The sequence below is a fragment of the Ruegeria sp. CJ9 genome (genome assembly GCF_056536625.1).
In genome coordinates this window covers 63,452-78,737 of record NZ_JBQFPY010000006.1, presented here as the reverse complement: position 1 = coordinate 78,737, position 15,286 = coordinate 63,452, and the positions used below count along the sequence as shown (strand labels likewise).

The window sequence follows — 15,286 nt, the reverse complement described above, 5'->3', positions numbered from 1 at the left end:
TTGCTTTAGATCGCTGCCTTGCGGCTTTCGTCCAGATAAATCTCACGCAGCCGTTTGGCGATCGGACCCGGCGTGCCATCCCCCAGCGTTACACCGTCAATTTCAACTACCGGCATGACGAACGCACTTGCCGAGGTGGTAAAGGCTTCGTCCGCCTCTTTCGCTTCGTCGATGGTGAACAGACGTTCTTCGACTTCCATCTGCGCCTCAGCCGCCATGCGCAGCACGGCTTTACGCGTGATACCGTGCAGAATGTCGGTCGACAGCGGGCGGGTGACGATCTTGCCGTCTTTCACGTAGTAGGCGTTGTTGCTGGTGCCCTCGGTAACATAGCCGCCTTCGATCAACCATGCATCGTCGCAGCCCGCTTTCTTGGCCATCATCTTACCCATCGACGGGTACAGCAGCTGAACAGTCTTGATATCGCGGCGACCCCAGCGGATATCCTCGATCGAGATGATCTTTGCACCTTTTTTCGCCGCTGGGCTGTCGGCCAGACCCGGCTTGTTCTGCGTGAACAGAACCAGACTGGGCTTGGTGTCCGCCGACGGGAACACGAAATCCCGGTCGCCATCCGATCCACGGCTGACCTGCAGGTACACAAGCCCTTCTTCGATGCCGTTCAGCTCAACCAGCTTGCGGTGAATCTCGAGCAGCTCATCCTTGGTGCAAGGTTCGGCCATCTCCAGCTCGTCCAGAGACCGCTTGAGGCGCACGGCATGGCCTTCAAAATCGATCAGCTTTCCATCCAGAACGCTGGTGACCTCGTAAACGGCGTCGGCGAACAGGAAACCACGGTCAAAAATGGAAACCTTGGCTTCGGTTTCAGGCAGGTATTCGCCATTCACGTAAACAGTGCGGGTCATGTCATATCCTTTTCGTCTCAGGGCTTCGCCCGTTCCTTACTGAAAATGATCCACCGGATCATTTTCCGGGCGTTCGTCACCCCCAGAGCGCCGCCAAAGGCGGATGCACTCCGGCATCATCAAAATTCAGCGGGTTGTCGCGGTCTTCGGCCAACAGAAGCGGGCCGTCAAGGTCTGTTACCATCGCACCCTGCGCCAGCAGTGTCGCGGGCGCCATAGCCAGCGAACTGCCGACCATGCATCCGACCATAACTTTGTAACCCTCGGCCAGCGCCTGTTCACGCAGGGCCAGCGCCTCGGTCAAACCGCCGGTCTTGTCGAGCTTGATGTTTACTACGTCATACTTGCCCTTCATCGCGGGCAGGCTACTGCGGTCATGGCACGATTCATCGGCACACACCGGCACCGGGCGATCCATCCCGATCAGGGCGTCATCTTCCCCGGCTGGCAGAGGCTGTTCGACCAGCGCAACTCCCAGCCGCACCAGATGCGGTGCCAGATCGGCATAGACTTCGGCCGACCAGCCCTCATTGGCGTCGACGATGATCTTGGCGTCAGGGGCACCTGCGCGTACGGCTTCCAGACGAGGCATGTCGTCTGGCGTACCCAGCTTAATCTTCAACAGCGGACGATACGCGTTCTCAGCCGCCTGTGCCTGCATCTTTTCCGGCGTGTCCAGCGACAAGGTGTAGGCGGTGATCTCTGGGCCGGGCGCGGGCAGACCGGCCAGTTCCCATGCACGTTTTCCGGCGCGCTTCGCCTCAAGATCCCACAGTGCACAGTCTACCGCATTGCGGGCGGCACCCGCGGGCAACAGATCCATCAACTGCGCTCGATCAAACGTCCGGGGCAAACTGGCAATTTCAGCCTCGACCGACTCCAGCGTTTCATTATACCGCGCGTAGGGCACACATTCGCCCCGCCCCTGATGCGCGCCATCCGATAAACGTACAGTCAGCACATTCGCTTCGGTCCTAGACCCGCGCGAGATCGTAAAGACCTGAGCCAACCGGAATACATCACGAGAGACGTCAATCTGCACGCGCCCACTCCTTTATTCATTCAAGATTTCCCCGCCAGAGAGTCCTCTGGCGGGGTCTATTGATCACAACGCGGCCAGCGCGTCGACCAGTTTGCCCGGACCAAAGCGGAACGGATCAGTGGCGGGCATACCCATATCGGCCTCGACCTTCGCCAGATAGGCGATGGCGTCCTCTTCGCTCATGTGCTGTGTGTTGACCGAGACACCCACGACCTGACAATCAGGGTTTGCAACCTTGGCAAGTGCCAGCGCGGTGTCGCGCAGGTTTTCAAGCGTCGGCAAAGTATAGGTCGGCAGACCGCGCATATGCTCACGGGTGGGTTCGTGGCTCAGGATCAGTGCGTCCGGCTGGCCGCCGTGGATTAGCGCCATGGTCACACCGGAGTAGGACACGTGGAACAGCGATCCCTGCCCTTCGATCAAGTCCCAGTGGTCGTCGTCATTGTCGGGTGTCAGCCATTCGACCGATCCGGCCATGAAGTCAGCGATCACGGCGTCCAGCGGCACACCGTCACCGGTGATCAGAATACCGGTCTGGCCGGTGGCACGGAAGGTGGATTTCATGCCACGCTTGCGCATTTCGGCATCCATTGCCATCGCCGTGTACATCTTGCCGACCGAGCAATCCGTGCCAACTGCCAGACACCGCTTGCCCTTGCGTTTGATGCCGTTTGCGATCGGATACTCGACCTCGGGAACGCGCACATCGTGCAGCTTGCGGCCCGTGGCCTCGGCAACGGCAACCAGATCGGGCTCGTCGCGCAGCAGGTTGTGCAGGCCAGACGCCAGATCAAAGCCTTCCTCCAGCGCCATCACCAGAACCTTTTTCCATTCCTGGCTGATCACACCGCCACGGTTGGCCACACCGATGACCAGAGTCTTAGCGCCCGCCTCTTTTGCTTCGGTCAGGGTCATGTCCGTCAGGCCCAGATCGGCCTTGCAGCCGTCCATCCGATATTGGCCCACAGCGTTTTCCGGGCGCCAGTCTTTGATGCCGACTGCGACTTTGGCCGCCAATTGGTCGGGCGCATCGCCCAAAAACAGCAGGTACGGTGTCTCGATCATTGCGGTTCACTCCTTTGATTCCGGCGCAGCCTATGGGACGCGCCTGACGAGTGCTTTGCGTTTTCGCCTGACATAGTTGCCATTGGTGGGAAATTTTCGCGCGAGTTCTTCATATACTGAAATATTCTTTCAAGTTTTCACAGTGATTAAACTTTAATCACCAGTTTGATCGCTTTCCGTGGCAAATGCTGCGAACGCAATGCCGCACTTGCATAAAGACGCTTGCGCATAAGCACGCAATTTAATACCTCAATGAGCAGAAAAATTGTAATTTCATTTCTCGCACGAGGTCCAGATGAGCTTTCGCCTTCAACCCGCCGCCCCCGCCCGCCCCAACCGTTGCCAGCTGTTCGGGCCTGGATCGAACACCAAGCTGTTTCCGAAAATGGCCGCGTCAGCGGCAGACGTGATCAACCTTGATCTTGAGGACTCGGTGGCGCCGTCGGACAAGGACGCGGCCCGCGCCAATGTGATCGAGGCGCTGAACACCGTGGATTGGGGCAACAAGTACATGTCCGTGCGCATTAACGGACTGGACACATCCTATTGGTATCGCGACGTTGTGGATCTGCTGGAACAGGCTGGCGACCGTCTGGACCAGATCATGATCCCCAAGGTCGGCTGCGCCGAAGATGTCTATGCCGTGGACGCGCTGGTTACCGCCATCGAACGCGCCAAGGGCCGCACCAAGCCGGTATCCTTCGAAGTGATCATCGAATCTGCCGCAGGCATTGCCCATGTCGAGGAAATCGCGGCCTCGTCACCACGAATGCAGGCGATGAGCCTGGGTGCGGCGGATTTCGCGGCCTCCATGGGCATGCAGACCACTGGCATAGGCGGAACGCAGGAAAACTATTACATGCTGCGCGAAGGCGAAAAGCACTGGTCCGATCCTTGGCATTGGGCACAAGCGGCCATCGTCGCCGCTTGTCGAACCCATGGCGTGCTGCCGGTGGACGGGCCGTTTGGTGACTTCTCGGATGATGAGGGATACATCGCACAGGCCAAACGCTCAGCCACGCTGGGTATGGTCGGCAAATGGGCGATCCATCCCAAGCAGATCGCACTGGCTAATCAGGTCTTTACCCCCTCGGACGAGGCTGTTTCGGAAGCGCGCGAAATCCTGGCGGCAATGGAACAGGCCAAGGCCAATGGCGAAGGCGCGACTGTCTACAAAGGGCGTCTGGTCGATATCGCCTCGATCAAACAGGCCGAAGTGATTGTGGCGCAGGCGGAACTGATCGCCGCTGGCTAATGGCCAAAAAAAGGCGCCCTGCGGGGCGCCTTCTTGTTACCGCCCGAAGATGTCGTTGGGCACCCAGGTGAGCTTTTCGCCTTGTTTGCCCGACTTCATCATCAGGCAAGAGGATCCCAATTTTTGGAAATAGATGATCTTCAACGGATACCAGCCCGCCTGGGGCACTTCAACTTCGGTACGTTGATTGGCTTCACAGCCTTGAATACCGGTTACGCGGCCAATCTGTTGACCACCAACCGAAGCCTCAATCCCGTCATTTGACCACGTTTCCAACTCGTAAATCCCCGGCGAGTCGAACCGCATATACCCAGTAACTTCGGCAGCAACGTTGTAAGCGCCGTCGAATGTCATGACGTCCTCACCCTTGCTGGTGTCCCTGTAATCCAACCCCCGCAACGGTGTTCCGGGTTGCGCTTGTGACAGCAGGCTTTTCGCCTGGCTCAGATCTCGGATCTTCTTGTGTTGATTGCCTGTACCATAGTATTTCACATTCAACCCGGCCTGCGGGCTGGGTTGTGGGCTTGCAGGTTGCAGCTTAAGCGGCGCTGACGCTACCGCTCCGGCAATCAATGCCATAGCTGCGGCAAGCGCACCGGCTTTGATAAGTTTCATGATCGTCTCCCTGTGACGGCATAAGAGGGGTTTGCCCCCATTTTGGTTTTCCCATTGCTGTGACACTAGGATGTGAGGATTTTCCCCGCAAGACAGTTAAAATTCACAATTTCCCTGTCAGGCGCGCAAATCCTTGGGTGAATCCATCACCACGTAGGAGGTGATCGACGTCACATGCGGCAGGGTTCCCAGCACCTCTGTGTGAAAGGTTTTGTACTCGGCAAGATCAGCGCATTCCACACGCAGCAAGTATTCGATGGTGCCGGTGATATTGTGGCATTCGATCACTTCGGGCGCATGCTGCACGGCCCGTTCAAAACCTTCCTGCGCGGCTTTGGTATGCTCTCCCAATCCAACGCCGATGTAACCCACGAACCCTACGCCCAGTTCTTTCGGGCTTAATACCGCGCGGTAGCCGGTGATCACGCCAGCGCGCTCAAGTTCTTGCACGCGACGCAAGCAGGCCGAGGGCGACAGGCCAACGCGGTCCGCCAATTCCAGGTTGCTGATACGGCCGTCACCTGTCAGCGCGCGCAATATTTGTTGATTTATGTGATCAATCTTCGCCATTAATTGTGTAATTACCCCAAACACGCACAAAAACGCAATTTCATTTGCTGTTTTGTCAGTGATTATCCCCGCCATGACCTATGACATCCTTCTGGCCCTGATCGCCTTTGCTTTTGTCTCGTCCATCACACCTGGGCCGAACAACCTGATGCTGATGGCCTCGGGGGCTAATTTCGGGTTTCGCCGAACCATCCCGCATATGTTAGGGATCGGGTTGGGGTTTACTGTCATGGTCCTGCTGGTCGGTGCCGGTTTGGTGCAGGTATTTGACCGATACCCGGTCAGCTACACGGTGCTGAAACTCGCCTCGGTCGTCTATCTACTGTATCTGGCGTGGAAGATCGCGCATGCGGCCCCGGCCAATGGCAAGATGGCCGAGGGTGATCCAATGACCTTTCTGCAAGCCGCCGCTTTTCAATGGGTCAACCCAAAGGCCTGGGCCATGGCCCTGACGGCCACCACGGCCTACACGCCAGATCACACGCTGCAAGCCATCGTCATCGTGGCGCTGATATTCGGAGCGGTGAACCTGCCGTCGGTCAGCACCTGGACGGTGCTGGGGCAGCAGATGGCGCGGATTTTGACAAACCCGCGCCGGTTGGTGGTTTTCAACTGGACCATGGCGATGCTGCTGGTCGCCTCGCTCTACCCGGTCCTGTGGCCAAACTGACCTATTTCAGCGGTAGGCAAATTTCGGTCAGCAGCTCTTCGGGTGCGGTGTTGCGCGGATCGTTCAGGTAGATCTCGTAGCACGGCTGGTCCGCGGGTTCCTCGCCTGACTCAGGCAGCCAGTTTCCGAACAGCGTGTGATACGCCGCGTGCAAACCGGAGTATGGGCCCTTGTAGGTCAGAATAGCTGTTTTGCCGCCTGGAATCTGCACGTCTTCCATACCCTCTGGTGTGTCACCACCTTTGAATTCGGCGCCTGCATAGCTGCGCAGTTGGTCTTGTGACACATCATCGGGGCTGTCCAGATAGACTCCGATGACTGGACCAAGTTGAGACCACAGGTTGCGGGATTCACACAAGGCACCAAGTGCCTCAAACTTATTGCCGATCTCTGCGTAATCCCCTTTATGAGCCAAGGCGATTACGCGGCGGGCGGGTTCTGTACGGGTTGTAACGGGATGCATTGGATATTCTCCGATTCTCAATTTGCGATTAAGCACCAGCCAACGCCCGGATTTTCTAAAGGCCGCCGGGCTGGCGCTGTAGGCCTGCGAAAAGGCCCGCACAAAGGAATTCAGATTAGGATAACCCACCGCCGACGCGATCTCTGCCACGGACCGGTCGGTTTGCACCAGCCAACACGCGGCACGGTGCAACCGGATCCGGCGGACAGCTTGCGCACAGGTTTCGCCGGTAATCGCGCGAAACACACGATGCCAGTGAAACCGGGACATCGCAGCCACATCAGACAAGGCATCCAAAGACAGATCCCCGGCGGGGTGATCGTGGATGTAAGTCAAGACGCGCAGAATGCGATCTTCGTAGCTGTTTGCCATCGGCAACCTTCCTTCTCTTTGCTTATCCGTGGTCGCATATTCCGCATCCACAAATCTTGCTGAGTTGCATCCCGCGCAACCTCAGGTCATATAGCAAAGAACTTCCGCGTTGAGAGGCGTCATGACCCAGTATCTGGATTTCGAAAAACCGCTGGCCGAGATTGAAGGCAAGGCCGAGGAATTGCGTGCGCTGGCCCGTGCCAACGAAGAGATGGACGTGGCCGAAGAAGCCGCTGCGCTGGACGCCAAGGCCGCAAAGCTTCTGGAAGAGCTTTATGGCGATCTGACCCCCTGGCGAAAATGCCAGGTGGCGCGCCACCCAGACCGCCCCCATTGCAAGGATTATGTCGAGGCGCTGTTTACCGAATTCACGCCGCTGGCGGGCGACCGAAACTTTGCCGACGATCTGGCAGTCATTGGTGGTCTGGCACGGTTCAACGATCAGCCGGTGATGGTGATTGGTCATGAAAAGGGTTCGGACACCAAATCGCGGATCGAACGGAATTTCGGCATGGCCCGCCCCGAAGGGTATCGCAAGGCCGTGCGCCTGATGGAAATGGCCGGTCGCTTTGGCCTGCCCGTTATCACTCTGATCGACACGGCAGGCGCCTATCCCGGCAAGGGGGCCGAGGAACGCGGTCAGTCCGAGGCCATTGCCCGGTCGACCGAGATGTGCCTGAAGATCGGCGTGCCGCTGGTGTCGGTGATCATCGGCGAAGGCGGGTCCGGCGGGGCTGTGGCCTTTGCGACGGCGAACCGCGTCGCGATGCTGGAACATTCGGTCTATTCGGTGATCTCGCCGGAAGGCTGCGCCTCGATCCTGTGGAAAGACGCCGAAAAGATGCGGGAGGCCGCCGAGGCGCTGCGCCTGACCGCGCAGGACCTGCACAAACTGGGCGTCTGCGATCTTATCATTCAGGAACCCAAAGGCGGTGCCCATCGCGACCGTCCTGCCACCGTCGAATCCGTTAGGGATGCTATCACACTGATGCTGGAAGAGTTGGACGGCAAAGATGCGGCGGCCCTGATTCAGGACCGCCGTCAGAAATTCCTTGATATCGGATCGAAAGGGCTGGCGGCGTAAACCGTCAGCCGCCCAGGCTGCGCAGCAACGCAACCGATGGCTCTCCGGTAACCGGCATGCCGCCGGCGCGCTGATAGGCGCTGATGGCGGATTTTGTGTTGTTGCCGATCACCCCGTCGGCGCCCTGAGTATCATAGCCGGCCGATGTCAGTCGGCGCTGGAGCTCCTTGCGATCTTCCAGCGTCAAACCCGTCGCATCCGGCCCGAACGCGGCTTGAAATGGCGCACCGCCCGCGATCCGGTCAGATAGGTGCCCAACGCCAATCGCATAACTGTCCGAGTTATTATAGCGTTTGATGACCTGAAAATTGCGGAACACCGCGATGCGGGGTCCCGGCTTCTGCGGCTGCAGAACCGCAAGGGGCGTGCCGGATACAGTGCCGGCCTCACCGCCCCAGGGCTGCCCGCGTACCCAGCCCGCGCGCGCCAGATAGGCCGCGGTCGAGGCCAGCGAATCCGTGGGATCCTCGGACCAGATATCCCGCCGTCCGTCGCCGGTGAAATCCACCGCATAGGCCAGATAGGATGTCGGAATGAACTGCGTGTGTCCCATTGCTCCGGCCCAGCTGCCGGTCATGTTGGCGGGGCTTGTGTCGCCCTCTTGAATGATCCGCAAAGCTGCGATCAGTTGCTTTTCAAAGAACGCACCGCGCCGCCCGTCATAAGCCAAAGTCGACACTGCTGACACCACCGGCACATCCCCGCGCCGCGCGCCGTAGCGGCTTTCCAAGCCCCAGACGGCCACAATCACTTCTTTGTCGACGCCATATTTCGCTTCGATCTGCGACAGGGTGCCTGCATGGCGCACCAGCATCTGCTTGCCGGTTGCGATCCGCTCATCTGAGGCCGCGATGGCCAAATAGTCCTCGAGCGAACGTTTGAATTCGACCTGATTGCGGTCCCGCTCGATCACATCGGGCAGGTACCCCGCCCCCTGAAAAGCCAGGTTTAGGGTTGTCTGCGATATCCCCTGCGACGCCGCGCGGCCCTTGAAACCGGCAACCCACGCATCCCACCCGGCGTTGGGCACAGGCCGCATCCGGGATGCCGGGGTGCTGGTGGGGGTGCCTGTGGAACAGGCCGACAACAGGGCTGACCCGAGCCCCAAAGAAAATATCCGTCGATTGATCATAACTGAAAACTGCTCTTGTTGTGATTTGGTCCAGACTAGCCCAGACCCAATCCCCAAACCAGAACGACGATGCCAATCAGATTTAAATTCTGGGCTTCGGCAACAAGCCGCTCAGCTGACCAGCAACCTCAGTCCCTGAGTCACGTCCGAGCGGACGGCCAAACGCAATCCAGGCTCGTCACCGGCCTGCAATGCGGCGATGATCAGTTTGTGGTTATGCGGCGGGTCGGTCCGCCGCAGTCGGCCGTACAGCGCACGCATGGTGGGACCAAGTTGCAGCCAGACGGTTTCCGCAATCGCGAGCATCGCCGGGGCCTGCGCCCGCAGATACAGAGTGCGGTGAAATTCTAGGTTTGAGCGAATATAGCCAACGGCATCACGTTTGGTGACCATCTCGGCCACGTTCATGTTGATGCTTTGCAGCCGGTCAATCAGCGCCATATGTGCACGCGGCAGGGCGCGGCTGGCAAGTTCGACCTCAAGCAGCGCACGAAGCGCAGCCAACTCTTCGATCCGGTCATTGGTCAGCTCAGGCGTCGAAACCCGGCCCGATGTGGATAGAAACAGCGCTCCCTCGGCTGCCAAGCGGCGCACGGCCTCGCGCGCGGGGGTCATCGAGACGCCAAATTCCTTACCGATCCCGCGTAGGGTCAGCGCCTGCCCCGGTGCCATTTCACCGTGCATAATGCGTGCGCGAAGAACACGATAGACCCGATCATGGGTGGCGGTATGGGATTCAGTGGGGCGTGCGGACAACATACCCCCATGTGATCACAAATGAACCCGGGGTCAACTCGCCTTGGTATCAAATCTGTATTGATGCAGTTGCGCCCCGTTGTCGCGCAGCCAACGCCGCTGATCGCAGTAATCGCCGAAAATCCGCTCGACCTGCGCCCAAAAATCGGCCGAATGGTTCATCTCTACCAGATGCGCCACCTCATGCGCGGCGACATAATGCAGGATCTCAGGCGGCGCTAGGATCAACCGCCAGGAAAACATCAGACCGCCAGCGGAACTGCACGACCCCCAACGCGACCGCGTATCGCGCATGGTCAGGCTGGAATAGGACCGTCCCAGCATCGCCGCGTAATCATCGCAGGCGCCGGTCAGGCGATCACGCGCCAATTCCTTGAGAAATCGCGCCAGACGCCGTGCCTCGGCACCCTCGGGTACTGCAACCTCATCGCCCTGTAACAGAACGCGCCGCCCGCTGGCAGGCACGATTCGCCGCTCTGTGCCTTCGATCGGGATGGTTTGCCCGAACTGAACCACCGCAGGGTCAGGACGGTCCAGCAGGTGCTGACGTATCCACTCTTCTTTGGTGCGCGCAAAACTCAAGGCTTCGGCTTCTGGCACGCCTTGTGGATAGGTCAGCGTAACCCGGCCATCCAATTGGGAAATCCGCAAACTGATCCGCCGCGCTCGCGCCGATTTGCGCAACGTCAGTGGCACCGGTGGCGTCCCGGGCAGTGCGTGATCTTCCATATACCTGTTTCTCCTGCGCAAAGGCTTTGACAGTGCCCGCTGCATGTGGCACGTGACCTGAATCGTTGATACGACTCACCTGATATCAAGGGGATTTCACATGCCCAAGGAAGAATGGGGCGTAAAGCGCGTTTGCCCGACAACCGGTAAGCGGTTTTATGACCTGAACAAGGACCCGATCGTCAGCCCCTATACCGGCGAGATCGTGGAGCTTGAGACCGGCAAAAGCCGGATGATCGCCGCAGATGCGGAAGATGCCGCCTCGGCCAAAGCGCGTGAGAACGCGTCGGATGAAGATATCGTTCTGGATGATGACGACAATGTCGACGTCGAACTGGACGACGATCTTCTGGACGATGATGACGACGACAACGATAACGTCTCGTTGGACGATATCACCGACATGTCGTCGGAAGACGAAAACTAAAACCGGTCAGAGGCGGCCCCGCGTCGCCTCATGCCCACCCCGGACGCGGGTCGGAAACTTTTTGGCAAATTCCATTTTTGGTCTTGCGCTCGCCGTTGCCGTCTCATAAACGTCCGTCCACTGCTTCGGCAGTACCTTGATGGGGCCTTAGCTCAGTTGGGAGAGCGCTTGCATGGCATGCAAGAGGTCAGGGGTTCGACTCCCCTAGGCTCCACCAAAACCTAACAAATGATCCGCAACGCATAGTTCTTCCTTTTTGGCAGCAGGATTTTCCTTTGGGGCCGAAGCGGAACTCAGAGCCCGAAGCCGCAATCGATCAAGCCGCGCGCATATGCAAGCGCGGCACGCCGCCAACCGCGCAAACCGGACATTCCCACGCGCTTCTCAGATGGCAGGGCAGCGGACTTTGCCGCCATTGGCCCGCTTTCACCGGAGAACCGCAGACAGCGCAAACCGGACATTTAATAGGAAGGTCCCAAAATCCTTGCTGCGCAAAAAATGCACACGGTCTAAAGCGATGGCCTGCTCTGGGTGCGCCCAACCCAATTCGCGATTACGGCCGCTTCTAGCGCGTGGTCGAACTGAGCTGCCCCATTTAAGTGGTCCAAATTGAAAGTTAGTGCTTGGTTGGCCTTTGGTCTATCAGGACGAAGACATCCGGGGCTGGATTTGCACACGACGAAGTTTTTGACAAATAAATGAATCGCAATAACATAATGTGAGTTGTTGGTTCTCTGCCGTTTTCCACTGACAACCTTCGATGAAAATGAGGCGGCCATACTTTTTGCAGGGAAAGCAAGTCTTGTTCGTGGGTTAGGTCGATCAAAAAGGTGGAGCGTTGGTCTGGACTTTCAAACGCCGCAAAAGGTTCCCGAAAACGATCTCCAGGATTACTTAAAAGCTGTCGACGCATCATTGTGATTTTCAGGGTGATGAAACGGTGCCCCTAAAGTCTGAGCTACCCATAAGAATAGGAAGCTATTCGGAATAGCCCAAGGCGCGTTGTGTCCTGCACGGTATACAGACCGTTAAAAGGGCGCAATTTCTTAACTTTGATGCTTTTCCCGAGAAGGAGACTAACATGATTAAACCTCACCAAGTTGCCACGCCTTTGGCTGCTTTCTTTTGTACTTTTGCGATCTCCGCGACGGCTCAGGATTTCGATCCGACATCGCTATCGACCTACGGGAGCAAACCCAACATCATTCTGATCGTTTCTGACGATACTGGTTATTGGGACCTTGGTGCCTATCATGGTGGCGCAGCGCGTGGCATGGACACCCCCAACCTTGATCAAATGGCCAAGCAGGGGATGATGTTCACGGATTTCTACGCTCAATCTTCCTGCACACCCGGACGTGCAGCAATGCAGACCGGGCGTTACCCGAACCGTTCAGGCATGACGACGGTTGCTTTTCAGGGTCAAGGTGGTGGACTACCGGCGGCAGAATGGACGATTGCGTCTGTTTTGAAACAGGCTGACTACAACACTTACTTCATGGGTAAGTGGCATCTCGGTGAAGCGGATTATGCCATGCCAATTGCCCATGGCTATGACAAGATGGAGAATACATTCCTCTATCACCTGAACGCGTATACTTATGCTCTGGACGACTGGAATGTGCAGATGTCCGACGATCAGAGGGCATTTTATAAAGAGAACACCACTGGCGTATTTGAAGGTGTAGCTGGTGAACCTGCCAAGGAAGTGCTGACCATTGAAGACATGACAACCGCAGATCTAGCTGCGTTGGACAAGGTTGGAGCGGAAAAGGCAGTGGCGGAACTGGAGCGTCTTGCTGGTCTGGACAAGCCGTTCTTCATGTCGATCAACTGGGCTGCAAACCACCAGCCTAACCTGCCGTCGCCTGATTTCGTGGGTAAGTCAGCGGTTAAGAACAAGTACGGCGACAAGGTGGTCGAGCTTGATTTCCACACTGGTCAAATCCTCGACAAGGTGGAAGATCTTGGAATTGGGGAAAGTACCCTGATCATTTACACTGTTGATAATGGCGCGTGGCAGGATGTTCATCCTGATGCCGGCATGACACCGTTTCGCGGAACTAAGGGAACCGACCGGGAAGGAGCGTACCGCGTACCGTTCTTCGCCAAATGGACAGGTAAAATTGCGCCGGATTCGAAGTCGAGCGACATTACCGGTGGTACTGACTTGATGGCCACCTTTGCGAGCCTTGCAGGAGTGCCGTTGCCGACCGAAGACCGGGAAGGTCAACCGACGATCTTTGACAGCATCGATATGGCTCCAGTCCTGTTTGGAGAGGCTGATCCGCAGCGCAACTCCTGGGCATATTTTACAGAAAATGAACTTTCGCCGGGCGCGGTGCGCGTTAACGAATGGAAAGCTGTCTTCAACATGCGTGGCGACAACGGTGCACGGGCCGGTTCTGAAGCCCCGGCAGCCGAATTGGGTTGGCGCGGTGCTGAAAAATACGTTGCAACCGTTCCGCAGGTGTTCAACCTGTGGGAAGATCCCATGGAGCGGTATGACATCTTCATGACAACCGGGCGTGAGAACACTTGGACAGTTCCGACGCTGATGGGCGAACTTGAACGTGTGGTAAAAACCTACATTGAGTATCCGCCGCGTCCAGTTCAGAGCGAGTCATATTCTGGTCCGATTACTCTAACCGAGTATCACCGGTTCAAGACTGTGCGAGACCAGCTGGAAAAAGACGGGTTCTCGCTAAGCCTTCCAACCGGGAATTGATGCAAATGGTTGAGGCGTCGTTATGCGGCGCCTCGACACTTCGATGACACAGTCGAGTGGGGCAAGGAGTAGCAAGGTGCAGACCAATCTGAAGGCTTCAGGTACAAATGTAACTTCGACCCGGAATTTCCTTGCCAGGTTCTTCTTTAGCCTTTTCGTCTTTCTGGGAGTATCTACGGCAACAGGCAATCCTGTGGTTGCACAGGAGAGCGACGCGGCCTCAGCAGCAGCTCAGGCGAATAATCCGCTGGCAAATTTCAAAGCGGTCAACGTTCAGAACTATTATATTGGCGATATTTCCGGAACGGACCAAACTGGCAATCAGTTTTGGCTCAGGTATGCGCAACCTTTGAGTTTGGGGAACACAAATTGGGTTCTAAGGGCCTCTTTGCCTTTAAATTCATTCCCGGCACAAAGTGGGAAAACGACGGGCGTTGGTGACCTCAACGTTTTTGCCGCTTACCTTATAGATATTGGAAATCCGGCTGTTAGCTTTGGTGTCGGTCCTCAATTAACCGCGCCAACAGGTTCGACGGATGGGTCTGGATCTAAAAAATGGTCAGCCGGTATCGCGAACGTTTTGTTCAATGCGTCGTCACCGATATTCCAATACGGTTACCTTCTGACTTGGCAAGCCAGCTTTGCCGGAGACAGTGATGCAAAGGATGTAAATATCGGAGCTTTTCAACCTTTTCTGTTCTACCAACTCGGTGGAGGGACATACCTAAGGTCAGCGCCAATAATGACCTACGATTTTGAATTGGACAGCTATAATGTGCCAATCGGCTTGGGTATCGGGCAAGTGTTCAAAAAGAAGGACATCACCTACAACGTTTTTGTCGAACCGCAGTACTCAGTTGCGAGCAAAGGGCCAGGGCAGGCAAAATGGCAGATCTTTGCTGGCTTCAATACTCAATTTTGACGCTGAACTTTGATTGCAAACAACCGTGTAGGTGCGTGAAATGCAATCGCATTGAGACTGATGTTTCAAGTGTCGACTGAACGACAAGAAGTATGACAATAGCGGTTTTCCTTATTTTAGCTCCAGCCTGTCTCTTGGTTCTTTTGGCAGCACCTTTCACGAAAACGGCGCTTTGGCGGGCCACCGTCACACCATTAACAGTATTAGGAGCGCTATGGCGATTGAGGCGGCCCTCCCAAATTCTCTTGCCTACAACGATGCTGAAACTAGAAAACCGCTCCCCATGATCGACGCCAACTCGGCTAAGTCGAGTGCTTTGCAGCGATGGTGTCAAAAATACAAAGCCTGGCTGAGGCGGTTTGACGAACTTTGCATAGCCCGCTTTCTGCGCAATGCGGCCGTTTTTGAGCGACGCAGCATTCGCCACCAAGGGCTCGTTGCCGCCTTTCGCTACTTTTTGCATCAATGACCCGTCGCAGCCCAAACCGGACCTTCATTACGAGCTCTACATCCTCCGAGATGCGGAGCAAACCACCGTTCGCTTTCATCAGCGCAATGCCTGCATCCGGTAAGCGGTATTCTCTCAGGAA

The 15,286-nt window shown here is 56.8% G+C and carries 16 protein-coding genes and 1 tRNA gene; 7 read left to right on the top strand and 10 right to left on the bottom strand.

All coding sequences use genetic code 11. The annotated features are described in order from the left end of the window. Window positions 1-5: 5 nt before the first annotated feature. From ACR0AJ_RS13565 to dgcN, 3 genes are all read right to left on the bottom strand, one after another. Window positions 6-866, bottom strand: coding sequence for a D-amino-acid transaminase (locus ACR0AJ_RS13565; protein WP_425081520.1), 861 nt, complete (start codon window positions 864-866; stop codon window positions 6-8). A 76-nt stretch (window positions 867-942) separates the two neighbouring features. After that, window positions 943-1,908: an N-acetyl-D-Glu racemase DgcA gene (gene dgcA / locus ACR0AJ_RS13560; RefSeq protein WP_425081521.1), complete on the bottom strand. Its 966-nt coding sequence runs from the start codon at window positions 1,906-1,908 to the stop codon at window positions 943-945. 63 nt (window positions 1,909-1,971) lie between these two features. Further along, the gene (dgcN, locus tag ACR0AJ_RS13555) at window positions 1,972-2,973 is read right to left on the bottom strand and encodes an N-acetyltransferase DgcN (RefSeq protein ID WP_425081522.1); all 1,002 of its coding nucleotides are present in this window, start codon (window positions 2,971-2,973) and stop codon (window positions 1,972-1,974) included. Window positions 2,974-3,268: 295 nt separating this feature from the next. On the opposite strand from dgcN, the gene ACR0AJ_RS13550 reads away from it, so the two are divergent. Further along, window positions 3,269-4,228, top strand: a complete 960-nt coding sequence (locus tag ACR0AJ_RS13550) for an L-malyl-CoA/beta-methylmalyl-CoA lyase (protein WP_480647949.1) — start codon at window positions 3,269-3,271, stop codon at window positions 4,226-4,228. Window positions 4,229-4,264: 36 nt separating this feature from the next. On the opposite strand, the gene ACR0AJ_RS13545 is transcribed toward ACR0AJ_RS13550, so the two are convergent. Continuing rightward, window positions 4,265-4,843: a PA14 domain-containing protein gene (locus ACR0AJ_RS13545; protein ID WP_170350286.1), complete on the bottom strand. Its 579-nt coding sequence runs from the start codon at window positions 4,841-4,843 to the stop codon at window positions 4,265-4,267. A 117-nt stretch (window positions 4,844-4,960) separates the two neighbouring features. Continuing rightward, window positions 4,961-5,413: an Lrp/AsnC family transcriptional regulator gene (locus ACR0AJ_RS13540; protein ID WP_170350285.1), complete on the bottom strand. Its 453-nt coding sequence runs from the start codon at window positions 5,411-5,413 to the stop codon at window positions 4,961-4,963. 73 nt (window positions 5,414-5,486) lie between these two features. Between ACR0AJ_RS13540 and ACR0AJ_RS13535 the strand changes: the two genes are divergently transcribed. Beyond that, window positions 5,487-6,083 carry a LysE family translocator gene (locus tag ACR0AJ_RS13535; protein ID WP_480663157.1) on the top strand — a complete coding sequence of 199 codons (597 nt, stop codon included), beginning with the start codon at window positions 5,487-5,489 and terminating at the stop codon, window positions 6,081-6,083. Window position 6,084: 1 nt separating this feature from the next. On the opposite strand, the gene ACR0AJ_RS13530 is transcribed toward ACR0AJ_RS13535, so the two are convergent. Next, on the bottom strand, window positions 6,085-6,918 hold the full coding sequence (locus tag ACR0AJ_RS13530; RefSeq protein WP_480741096.1) for an AraC family transcriptional regulator: 834 nt from the start codon (window positions 6,916-6,918) through the stop codon (window positions 6,085-6,087). 121 nt (window positions 6,919-7,039) lie between these two features. Between ACR0AJ_RS13530 and ACR0AJ_RS13525 the strand changes: the two genes are divergently transcribed. Continuing rightward, on the top strand, window positions 7,040-8,002 hold the full coding sequence (locus ACR0AJ_RS13525; RefSeq protein WP_480741094.1) for an acetyl-CoA carboxylase carboxyltransferase subunit alpha: 963 nt from the start codon (window positions 7,040-7,042) through the stop codon (window positions 8,000-8,002). A 4-nt stretch (window positions 8,003-8,006) separates the two neighbouring features. On the opposite strand, the gene ACR0AJ_RS13520 is transcribed toward ACR0AJ_RS13525, so the two are convergent. The 3 genes from ACR0AJ_RS13520 to ACR0AJ_RS13510 all read right to left on the bottom strand — a co-directional run bounded on the left by ACR0AJ_RS13520 (window position 8,007) and on the right by ACR0AJ_RS13510 (window position 10,619). Further along, window positions 8,007-9,134 (bottom strand): lytic murein transglycosylase, encoded by a 1,128-nt coding sequence (locus ACR0AJ_RS13520; protein WP_480741093.1) that lies wholly within the window; start codon window positions 9,132-9,134, stop codon window positions 8,007-8,009. A 111-nt stretch (window positions 9,135-9,245) separates the two neighbouring features. Beyond that, the gene (locus tag ACR0AJ_RS13515) at window positions 9,246-9,893 is read right to left on the bottom strand and encodes a GntR family transcriptional regulator (RefSeq protein WP_170350280.1); all 648 of its coding nucleotides are present in this window, start codon (window positions 9,891-9,893) and stop codon (window positions 9,246-9,248) included. A 30-nt stretch (window positions 9,894-9,923) separates the two neighbouring features. Next, on the bottom strand, window positions 9,924-10,619 hold the full coding sequence (locus ACR0AJ_RS13510; RefSeq protein WP_480647945.1) for a M48 family metallopeptidase: 696 nt from the start codon (window positions 10,617-10,619) through the stop codon (window positions 9,924-9,926). 100 nt (window positions 10,620-10,719) lie between these two features. On the opposite strand from ACR0AJ_RS13510, the gene ACR0AJ_RS13505 reads away from it, so the two are divergent. The 4 genes from ACR0AJ_RS13505 to ACR0AJ_RS13490 all read left to right on the top strand — a co-directional run bounded on the left by ACR0AJ_RS13505 (window position 10,720) and on the right by ACR0AJ_RS13490 (window position 14,696). Further along, window positions 10,720-11,046, top strand: coding sequence for a TIGR02300 family protein (locus ACR0AJ_RS13505; protein ID WP_170350278.1), 327 nt, complete (start codon window positions 10,720-10,722; stop codon window positions 11,044-11,046). A 141-nt stretch (window positions 11,047-11,187) separates the two neighbouring features. Then, window positions 11,188-11,263 (top strand) — tRNA-Ala (locus ACR0AJ_RS13500). Window positions 11,264-12,127: 864 nt separating this feature from the next. Beyond that, window positions 12,128-13,774, top strand: a complete 1,647-nt coding sequence (locus tag ACR0AJ_RS13495) for an arylsulfatase (RefSeq protein ID WP_226689575.1) — start codon at window positions 12,128-12,130, stop codon at window positions 13,772-13,774. A gap of 76 nt (window positions 13,775-13,850) precedes the next feature. Beyond that, a complete protein-coding gene (locus tag ACR0AJ_RS13490) occupies window positions 13,851-14,696 on the top strand; it encodes a hypothetical protein (RefSeq protein ID WP_480647941.1) in 846 nt (281 codons plus the stop codon). Here ACR0AJ_RS13490 and ACR0AJ_RS13485 read toward each other — a convergent pair. Continuing rightward, on the bottom strand, window positions 14,680-15,159 hold the full coding sequence (locus ACR0AJ_RS13485; RefSeq protein WP_170350276.1) for a hypothetical protein: 480 nt from the start codon (window positions 15,157-15,159) through the stop codon (window positions 14,680-14,682). The two genes, ACR0AJ_RS13490 and ACR0AJ_RS13485, sit on opposite strands and share 17 nt — an antisense overlap. Window positions 15,160-15,286 lie beyond the last annotated feature (127 nt).

Bases quoted from the DNA above. Each gene is read 5' to 3' on its own strand.
- ACR0AJ_RS13565 (WP_425081520.1), bottom strand. From the start codon at position 866: ATGACCCGCACTGTTTACGTGAATGGCGAATACCTGCCTGAAACCGAA.
- dgcN (WP_425081522.1), bottom strand. From the start codon at position 2,973: ATGATCGAGACACCGTACCTGCTGTTTTTGGGCGATGCGCCCGACCAA.
- ACR0AJ_RS13550 (WP_480647949.1), top strand. From the start codon at position 3,269: ATGAGCTTTCGCCTTCAACCCGCCGCCCCCGCCCGCCCCAACCGTTGC.
- ACR0AJ_RS13545 (WP_170350286.1), bottom strand. From the start codon at position 4,843: ATGAAACTTATCAAAGCCGGTGCGCTTGCCGCAGCTATGGCATTGATT.
- ACR0AJ_RS13540 (WP_170350285.1), bottom strand. From the start codon at position 5,413: ATGGCGAAGATTGATCACATAAATCAACAAATATTGCGCGCGCTGACA.
- ACR0AJ_RS13535 (WP_480663157.1), top strand. From the start codon at position 5,487: ATGACCTATGACATCCTTCTGGCCCTGATCGCCTTTGCTTTTGTCTCG.
- ACR0AJ_RS13530 (WP_480741096.1), bottom strand. From the start codon at position 6,918: ATGGCAAACAGCTACGAAGATCGCATTCTGCGCGTCTTGACTTACATC.
- ACR0AJ_RS13525 (WP_480741094.1), top strand. From the start codon at position 7,040: ATGACCCAGTATCTGGATTTCGAAAAACCGCTGGCCGAGATTGAAGGC.
- ACR0AJ_RS13520 (WP_480741093.1), bottom strand. From the start codon at position 9,134: ATGATCAATCGACGGATATTTTCTTTGGGGCTCGGGTCAGCCCTGTTG.
- ACR0AJ_RS13515 (WP_170350280.1), bottom strand. From the start codon at position 9,893: ATGTTGTCCGCACGCCCCACTGAATCCCATACCGCCACCCATGATCGG.
- ACR0AJ_RS13510 (WP_480647945.1), bottom strand. From the start codon at position 10,619: ATGGAAGATCACGCACTGCCCGGGACGCCACCGGTGCCACTGACGTTG.
- ACR0AJ_RS13505 (WP_170350278.1), top strand. From the start codon at position 10,720: ATGCCCAAGGAAGAATGGGGCGTAAAGCGCGTTTGCCCGACAACCGGT.
- ACR0AJ_RS13495 (WP_226689575.1), top strand. From the start codon at position 12,128: ATGATTAAACCTCACCAAGTTGCCACGCCTTTGGCTGCTTTCTTTTGT.
- ACR0AJ_RS13485 (WP_170350276.1), bottom strand. From the start codon at position 15,159: ATGCAAAAAGTAGCGAAAGGCGGCAACGAGCCCTTGGTGGCGAATGCT.